The sequence below is a fragment of the Anaerovibrio sp. genome (assembly GCF_024697385.1).
Classification (GTDB): domain Bacteria; phylum Bacillota; class Negativicutes; order Selenomonadales; family Selenomonadaceae; genus Anaerovibrio.
The window spans coordinates 20,103-27,514 of sequence record NZ_JAILFV010000106.1 but is presented as its reverse complement, the minus strand read 5'-3'; the positions used below and the strand labels follow the sequence as shown (position 1 = coordinate 27,514).

The window sequence follows — 7,412 nt, the reverse complement described above, 5'->3', positions numbered from 1 at the left end:
GTGAAATATATTAGTGACAGGGTTGCCGTGATGTACATGGGAGAAATCATGGAAATTGCCGAATCTGATGAGTTATATGAAAATTCGCTGCATCCATATACCAAAACACTTTTGGCAGCGATTCCGGTACCTGACCCTGATGTACACAAGGATGTATCTGTCATAAAGGGTGAGGCATGTAATGCCGGTATAGGGAAAGGTTGTGCCTTTGCTGGGCGTTGCACTTGTGCCATGGATAAATGCCACAGGGAAAAACCGTTCATGAAAACAATAAATGGGCACAGTGTTGCCTGCCATATGGTGTGAATGTATGATAAATAAAGAATATCCCCTGAGACTTCAGGGGATATTTTGCTTATTTGCTTATAAGTTATTGATTATTCAATATGTCGGCAACTGTCATGCACATGCCCTTTACAGCCTTTATTGCCATTTCCTTTGCATATTGACTGGCGGCGGCTGCTGCAAATTCAGGGGTATGGGCTTCTATATTGCTGCCGATTTTAATTTCCGGCTGTATTGTAGGGACTATTTGACTCACATTTCCCACATCTGTAGAGCCATCTGCATAATCATCAGGAAGTAACTTTATATCATTTATTCCCGCAGCCTTGAAATTGGACAGGGCACATTCTTCCAGGTGCTTATCATTTATCATGTTTTTGAATAATGGTTCATAGTGGTGCAGATCAAGTCCGGTTCCATGCTGCTCAGATACTCTTTGAGCCAAGGCCCTGATTTGAGGAAGCATGGTATTTTCCAGATAGTCCACACGCAATGCCCGGATAGTTGCTTTCATGACGGCCTTATCAGGTATGATATTGGGAGCTGTTCCTCCCTCAGTTATTATCTTGCCAAGGATGTAAGGCTCCTGGAAGGATTGCTGCAGCTGAGTCAGCTGTTGATAGAAGTTCACCATGGCATCAAGGGCGTTAATGCCATGATAATCAGGGTCAGCCACATGGGCAGGCTTCCCTGTAAAGGTTATCTGAAGAGGATGGGTAGCATAGGAGGTACCACCAAAGGTGGTTTCACTGCCGGGATGACAAATCAGGGCAAAATCCAGCTTATCAAATATTCCTGCTTCACTCATGTACACCTTACTGCCCAAGGTTTCTTCTGCCGGACAGCCGAATACATGAATAGTAGCCTTATCCCCCAAAATATTGGAGCAGACTATTGCTGCAGTAATGCTCATGGCAGCAATCAGATTATGGCCACAGCCATGACCAATTTCCGGCAGGGCATCATATTCTGCCAAAAAACCGATTTGAATATTACCATTACCAAAGGAAGCCTTAAAGGCAGTGGGAAATTTATCAGGAAGTATATCATTTATTTTAAAACCTTCCTTTTCAAGAATACTTCGCAGATATGAAGACGCCTTGAATTCCCTGCAGCCGGTTTCCGGATTGCAGTGGAGATAATCAGCGATATTATATAGAGTATCCTTGTTTTTGTCTGTAATTTGACATAACTGTTCTTTTAAATTCACCTGTTGAAGTCTCCTGTTACAGTTTAATTTGATTTCTCCTTATAGGCGCGTATCAGGTCAATATTGCCCATTGGCGTGCATATATAGCCCTTTAATTCAGGATTGACCACAATTACCTGGCTGGTGTAAAAGAGAGGGATAACCACACAATCCTCAAAAAGCATCCTTTCGGCCTTGTGTAGCAGCTCCAGGCGTCTGGTCTGATTGACCTCCTTGTGGGCGGCCGCCATAATGGCATTGTATTCTGGCTTGTGATATTGGGCATCGTTGTTTTTTTCCGCGAATACATCGAGAAAATTAACGGGATCGGCAAAATCAGCAATCCAGTTGGCAAAGGCTATCTGATAGTCACCATTTTCCCGTGAATCAAAAAATACCTTTGTTTCCTGATTTGTCAGTTCCACCTCGACTCCCAGGGCATCCTTCCACATCCCCTGAAGGGATTCGGAAATTGCCTTGTTCATATCACTGGTGTTATACAGTATGGTTACAGGTTCTCCATTATAGCCTGATGCTTCCAGCAGTTTTTTTGCCTGTTGGGCATCCTCAGTAATAAGGGAACCACCTTCCAGGGCAAAATCCCTGCCATTAAATGACATGCCTGGTGGAACGAATGTATTGGCTGGAATCTTGCCGTTACGAACCACCTTTTCAATCATTTCTTTGCGGGTTATAGCCATGGCAAAGGCTTTTCTGACCTCAGTCCTGTCAAAAGGAGGTTTTGTTACATTAAAAACATAATAAGTGGTGCCAAGCTGCGGTTCTATCTTGTATAGTCCCATTTCCTTAAGTCTGTTCTCGTCAGCAGGTGGTGGATCTGTAATCATATCAGTTAGTCCACTTTCCACCATGGTCAGTCTGGTGCTGTTCGAGTCACTTATAGGTAATTTGATATAATCCGATGCTACTATATCACGATTCCAGTAATTTTCATTTTTCTCCAGAATGATTTCACTGGAATGTGCCCATTTTATAATTTTAAAGGGACCACAGCCCACAATGGTTTCATAGTTATTTCCCCAGGTATCATTTTTTTCCCTGGTGATATGCTCCGGAACAGGGTACAATGCGTGGAAGGCTGTAAGGTCAATAAAATAGGTAGCAGGTTCCTTGAGCTTTACCTGAAGGGTATTACTGTCAAGGGCTTTAATACCAACCTGTTCGGCGGAAATTTCTTCGCTGTTATACTCCTCAGCCCCGGCTATGATAAACAGCATGTAGGCATTGCCTGAGCCAAATTTAGGGTCCAGGACACGCAGCCAGGAATAGACAAAATCCTTGGCGGTTATGCTGTTGCCATCAGACCATTTAATACCCTGACGCAGGTGAAAGGTATAGGTGAGTCCGTCAGGAGATATTTCCCAGCTTTCGGCCAACGCAGGTTGAGCCTGATTATTTTCATCCATGCGGGTCAGGCCTTCAAAGAGAAGTAGTTCCACATTATTTTCAGCAAGTCCATAGGACATTGCTGGATCCAATGTCGATGGCTCCTGAGGCAGGGTCATGGAGATTGTTTTCTCCGGAGGGCATTCGATTTGATTGCTGCCACAGCCGGTAATGCAAAATATTGTAATTATAAGTAAAGCAAAGAGTTTTATAGATTTCATAGTCATCACTTTTATATATCCATTAGTTTATTTTATGGCAGAGAATGACGAAACAGGTCATACTGACACTCATATAATATATCACAGTGACCGGGGGATGTCTAAGGAATTATGCTGTGGTGAATGGATATAGCCTTAATAAGGATTTTTTGCATAGAAAAACCGGGCAAAGTCCATATGCGAACAAAGCCTGTCTGGTCTTTCCCGGTAGTTCAATTCAGTTGGTACGTAAGTACGAATGGACTGGAATATTATTTCAGGCTGAGACACTTATAGAATTTTTCATCCATGTATCCATGGTAGAACTTTTTGCCAAAGCTGACAAAATATGCAGCCTCTCCCAATGATTTGACCCCACGGGTTTCAGCCATTGGTCCGTTAGGATTCAGATAGGTCCATTTGCCGTTCCGCTCATAATAGAGCTTTACGGATTTTGTATTGTATTTGAACTTCATCTTGTTGCGGTAGGTTTCAGTTGTTTTTCCACCGTAGGCATCATCTACCATGAAAATTTCAGCCTCGATAACAGGTGTATCCGAGTCATTATTCAGAACCTTTACACTGGACTTATCAAGGTAATAGCCGGCACCCATGTGGCCCTCCAATAATGGGTGATTAGGGTTTTGCTTCAAAAAGAGCGGGTAGTGGTTGGTGGTGGCCGCTAATAATTCCCTGCGTTCTTTTTCATTGGCTGCATTTTTGATTTTTGCGTCCATATATTCCTTCAAATGTGGTTTAATATCCTTGATCTTGACGGCTTTTGAACAATCAAGACCTGGAATATTAAGGGCTGCAATATCAGCGGAAATATTTTTTGAAAGGTCAGTTATTTCATTGAGCTTATCTGAAGCAGTCTTTTCCGTTGGATTTTCCAGTACAAAAAGCACATTGTCAATGAGCCTCAGCTCAGAGCCTATAATTTTTTTCAGCTTCTCTGCATAAGGCTTATCTTCCTCGGTGAGTTCAAGCATGTTGAGATCTGCTTCCTGCTGTTGCAGAAATTGTTTGTTCAGATTCAGGGAATTGGTAATCTCAATGAGATCATCCTCCTTCATGCCGATTATTTCTTCTAGATCATCATGGTTTTCCTCCAGAGTATTGGTAATGGCAACGGCAGTGTTAAAGAAATTTTCACTGTCGTTATGTTCCTCCTTGGAACCAATGTAATACAGCAAGCCAAGGATCAGCATAATGGCAACAGCAACACCGGCAATTATAATGCCCTTATTTCTGTTAGAAGACTGATTCATGCCGGGATGTGGCGGATAGGGTCCCATAGGGGGCTGTTGATTAGATTGATATCCTGTGTTATTGGCCTGTGAGACAGGTTGATTAGGAGCAGGTTGATGGACCGGATGTTGGGGAGAAGTCCCTGCCGGCTGATTGTTGTTGGAATTTTGAGTGCCGCACTTTGGACAGTACAAAACGTTATCTTCCAACTGAGTGCCGCAATTTCTGCAAAAATGTGCCATAATGTCTCCTTCCGCTGTCATATTAAGTAAAATAACAGACAAGTATATTTATATTCATTATATTTATATAATAAGTCTTTGATAAAAGCAATATCAGGCATATTAATTCCCTGGCAAATTGTTACTCCTTTTTTCAAAACATTCCAATACTATGCTATAATAAAATGAGATTTATGTGGTGGGAGTTTTTCCATTGGATAGAAAATATATGGCTTTCACAGGGATAATTGTCAAAAATTTGTAAAAGTGAGGTTTAATATGAGTGATAAAAATTTTTATGCTGAAGAAATATCTACTGAGCTTTTCTACAAAATGCGTGATAAATCATATGCCAAGGGTTGTAAGCTGCCTATTTCAGAATTGAGGCACATACATTTTCTGCATAAAAATCTTCAGGGAGAAAGCCTGGAGGGTGAAATGGTGTGCAATCAACATATCAGTGACAGACTTTTGGATATATTTTATCAGCTTTATGAACTGGCGTATCCCATGGAAAAATTCAATCTCATAGATGAATATAATGCGGATGATGAAATATCCATGACCAATAATAACGGTTCTTGCTTCAATTATCGTCTGGTTGCCCATACCAACAGGGTATCCAAGCACGGCCTTGGTTTGGCGGTGGATATTAATCCCTTGTATAATCCTTATATAAAGAATATTGAAAGTGGCATATATATTGCCCCTGTTGCCGGTAAACCATATGTGGACAGGGATTGGGATTTTGATTATAAAATAATAAAAAATGACCCATGCTATGAGCTCTTTATAAAAAATGGCTTTGAATGGGGGGGTGACTGGGAGGATGAGAAGGACTACCAGCATTTTGAAATTCCGGTTGAGCAAATAAAAAAATGGTATCCGGATTATTGATTTTGACAGACAGGATGGAGGAACATAAATGAGCAGCATACTTATCAGGGATTCATATGTACTGATGGCAGACTATACCACCAAGGTGGCTGATATTGCCATAAAGGACAACGAGATTTTGGCAGTAGGTGATATTCCTGCAGATTTTAAGGCAGACCGTGTTATTTCCGGCAAGGATCATTTTGCAGTTCCCGGATTTGTCAATGGGCATACCCATGCCTCAATGACATTGCTCAGAAGCTATGGGGATGACATGGAACTGATGGACTGGCTGAATAACCGCATTTGGCCGACCGAAGCAAAGATGGTTGAGGAAGATATTCGTGTCGGTGGTGAGCTGGCTGTGCTGGAAATGATTAAATCCGGTACTACAGCTTATGCCGACATGTATGGACCTCACATGGAATCAGTTGCCGAGCTGACCATCAAGGCAGGTATCCGGGGAATTCTGGCCCGCGGTGCCATCGGTCTTTTCCCTGCCGGAAGACAGGTGCTGGAGGACAATGTGAAGCTGTACGAATCCTATAATGGTGCCGGTGACGGTCTTATTACCATCATGATGGGGGTTCATGCCCCTTATACCTGTCCACCGGAATTTTGTGAATATGCCAGGGAGTTGGCCGGAAAACATGATATTCCAATACATATTCACATGAATGAGACTCAGTCCGAAATTTCCCAGATTACTGAAAAATACGGAAAAAGGCCATTTAAATATATTGAAGATACAGGATTATTTGATCTGCCATCTATTGCGGCACACTGTGTATGGCTGGATGATGAAGATATAGCCATCATGAAGAAGCATAATGTTTCAGCCATTCACAATCCAGGCTCCAACATGAAGCTGGCCAGTGGAGTATCTCCTGTACCACGGCTGCTCAATGAGGGTATCAATGTTGCACTGGGGACCGATGGTGCTTCCAGTAATAATAATCTTGATATGCTTGAGGAAATCCGTTTGGCCGCCATGCTACATAAGGTCAATGAGCTTGACCCTTTGGCGGTTCCGGCCAAGATTGCATTGCAGATGGGAACTGAAAACGGTGCCAAAGCCCTTGGCTTGGATAAGGTGGGGAAAATTACCGCCGGTTATAAAGCAGATATAGTTTTATACGATTTAAACAGGGCAGAATGGTGTCCGCGTCATGACTTGGTATCCCTCTTGGTATATTCAGCCAACTCAGCTTCCGTAGATACCGTTATCTGCAACGGTAAAATGCTCATGGAAAAAGGAAATGTACTTACCATGGATGAGGAAAGGATTATCAAGGAAGCCCAGAGAGTGGCAATGGACCTTGTAAACAGATAACATGGCACAGAAAAAATTTTATGCTGTAAAGCAGGGAAGACAGCCAGGAATATATACCACCTGGGCTGAATGCCAAAAACAGACCACAGGCTACAAGGGAGCCAAATTCAAAGGATTTGTTACACGACAGGAAGCCGAGGCATATATGGCTGATGAAGAAATGATTACAGTGCCGGTCAGCGGAATGGTGGCCTTTGTTGATGGCTCTTATTTTAATGGTGAATATAGCTGGGGCATGGCAATCTATGAGAATGGCAATCTTATTTTTCAGGACAAGGGTAAGGGTACCTCATCGGAGGCAGCCAAGCTGCACAACGTGGCCGGTGAAGTAACAGCTGCCATGGAAGCTGTCCTATGGGCAGAAGCCCAGGGAGTGGAACATATTACTATCTGCCATGATTATGTAGGTATTTCAGAGTGGGCCTTGGGCCATTGGAAAACCAACACTTCATTGACAGGAGAATATGCCACCTTTATGCAACAGAGAAAAGAGCTGGTTACCTTCGTCAAGGTTGCCGGACATACCGGTGTTCCCGGAAATGAATTAGCTGACAAGCTGGCCAAGGCTGCCTTGGAGCTGTAGTTTAATCTAACCTTTATTAAGGCTTGGGATGTTGTCCCAAGCCTTTTAATATTTTCCCGTTTTTGTT

The 7,412-nt window shown here is 42.7% G+C and carries 7 protein-coding genes and 1 pseudogene; 4 read left to right on the top strand and 4 right to left on the bottom strand.

Annotated elements, in window-relative coordinates:
* The coding region (locus K6C05_RS05645; protein ID WP_296732308.1) for an ABC transporter ATP-binding protein at positions 1–306 on the top strand (306 nt) is incomplete at its 5' end.
* 64 nt (positions 307–370) lie between these two features.
* Here the strand turns inward: K6C05_RS05645 and K6C05_RS05640 are convergent.
* From K6C05_RS05640 to K6C05_RS11020, 4 genes and pseudogenes are all read right to left on the bottom strand, one after another.
* Positions 371–1,495 carry an amidohydrolase gene (locus tag K6C05_RS05640; RefSeq protein ID WP_296732306.1) on the bottom strand — a complete coding sequence of 375 codons (1,125 nt, stop codon included), beginning with the start codon at positions 1,493–1,495 and terminating at the stop codon, positions 371–373.
* 23 nt (positions 1,496–1,518) lie between these two features.
* A complete protein-coding gene (locus tag K6C05_RS05635; protein WP_296732303.1) occupies positions 1,519–3,102 on the bottom strand; it encodes a peptide ABC transporter substrate-binding protein in 1,584 nt (527 codons plus the stop codon).
* Positions 3,103–3,353: 251 nt separating this feature from the next.
* Entirely contained in the window at positions 3,354–4,379 is a 1,026-nt protein-coding gene (locus K6C05_RS05630; protein ID WP_296732301.1) for a hypothetical protein, read from the bottom strand.
* 126 nt (positions 4,380–4,505) lie between these two features.
* Positions 4,506–4,574: pseudogene (locus K6C05_RS11020) on the bottom strand (zinc-ribbon domain-containing protein); the annotation flags it as partial.
* Between the two features lie 258 nt (positions 4,575–4,832).
* Here K6C05_RS11020 and K6C05_RS05625 point away from each other — a divergent pair.
* Genes K6C05_RS05625 through K6C05_RS05615 form a run of 3 tightly spaced genes read left to right on the top strand, consistent with a single transcriptional unit; the run spans position 4,833 to position 7,345 of the window.
* Positions 4,833–5,450, top strand: a complete 618-nt coding sequence (locus K6C05_RS05625) for a M15 family metallopeptidase (protein ID WP_296732298.1) — start codon at positions 4,833–4,835, stop codon at positions 5,448–5,450.
* Between the two features lie 28 nt (positions 5,451–5,478).
* Complete coding sequence (locus K6C05_RS05620) at positions 5,479–6,762, top strand: amidohydrolase (RefSeq protein WP_296732295.1); 1,284 nt, start codon at positions 5,479–5,481, stop codon at positions 6,760–6,762.
* Position 6,763: 1 nt separating this feature from the next.
* Positions 6,764–7,345: a ribonuclease H family protein gene (locus tag K6C05_RS05615; RefSeq protein WP_296732292.1), complete on the top strand. Its 582-nt coding sequence runs from the start codon at positions 6,764–6,766 to the stop codon at positions 7,343–7,345.
* Positions 7,346–7,412 lie beyond the last annotated feature (67 nt).

Excerpts from the sequence above, each read along its gene's own strand:
- K6C05_RS05635 (WP_296732303.1), bottom strand. The coding sequence starts at position 3,102 with ATGAAATCTATAAAACTCTTTGCTTTACTTATAATTACAATATTTTGC.
- K6C05_RS05630 (WP_296732301.1), bottom strand. The coding sequence starts at position 4,379 with ATGGGACCCTATCCGCCACATCCCGGCATGAATCAGTCTTCTAACAGA.
- K6C05_RS05625 (WP_296732298.1), top strand. The coding sequence starts at position 4,833 with ATGAGTGATAAAAATTTTTATGCTGAAGAAATATCTACTGAGCTTTTC.
- K6C05_RS05620 (WP_296732295.1), top strand. The coding sequence starts at position 5,479 with ATGAGCAGCATACTTATCAGGGATTCATATGTACTGATGGCAGACTAT.
- K6C05_RS05615 (WP_296732292.1), top strand. The coding sequence starts at position 6,764 with ATGGCACAGAAAAAATTTTATGCTGTAAAGCAGGGAAGACAGCCAGGA.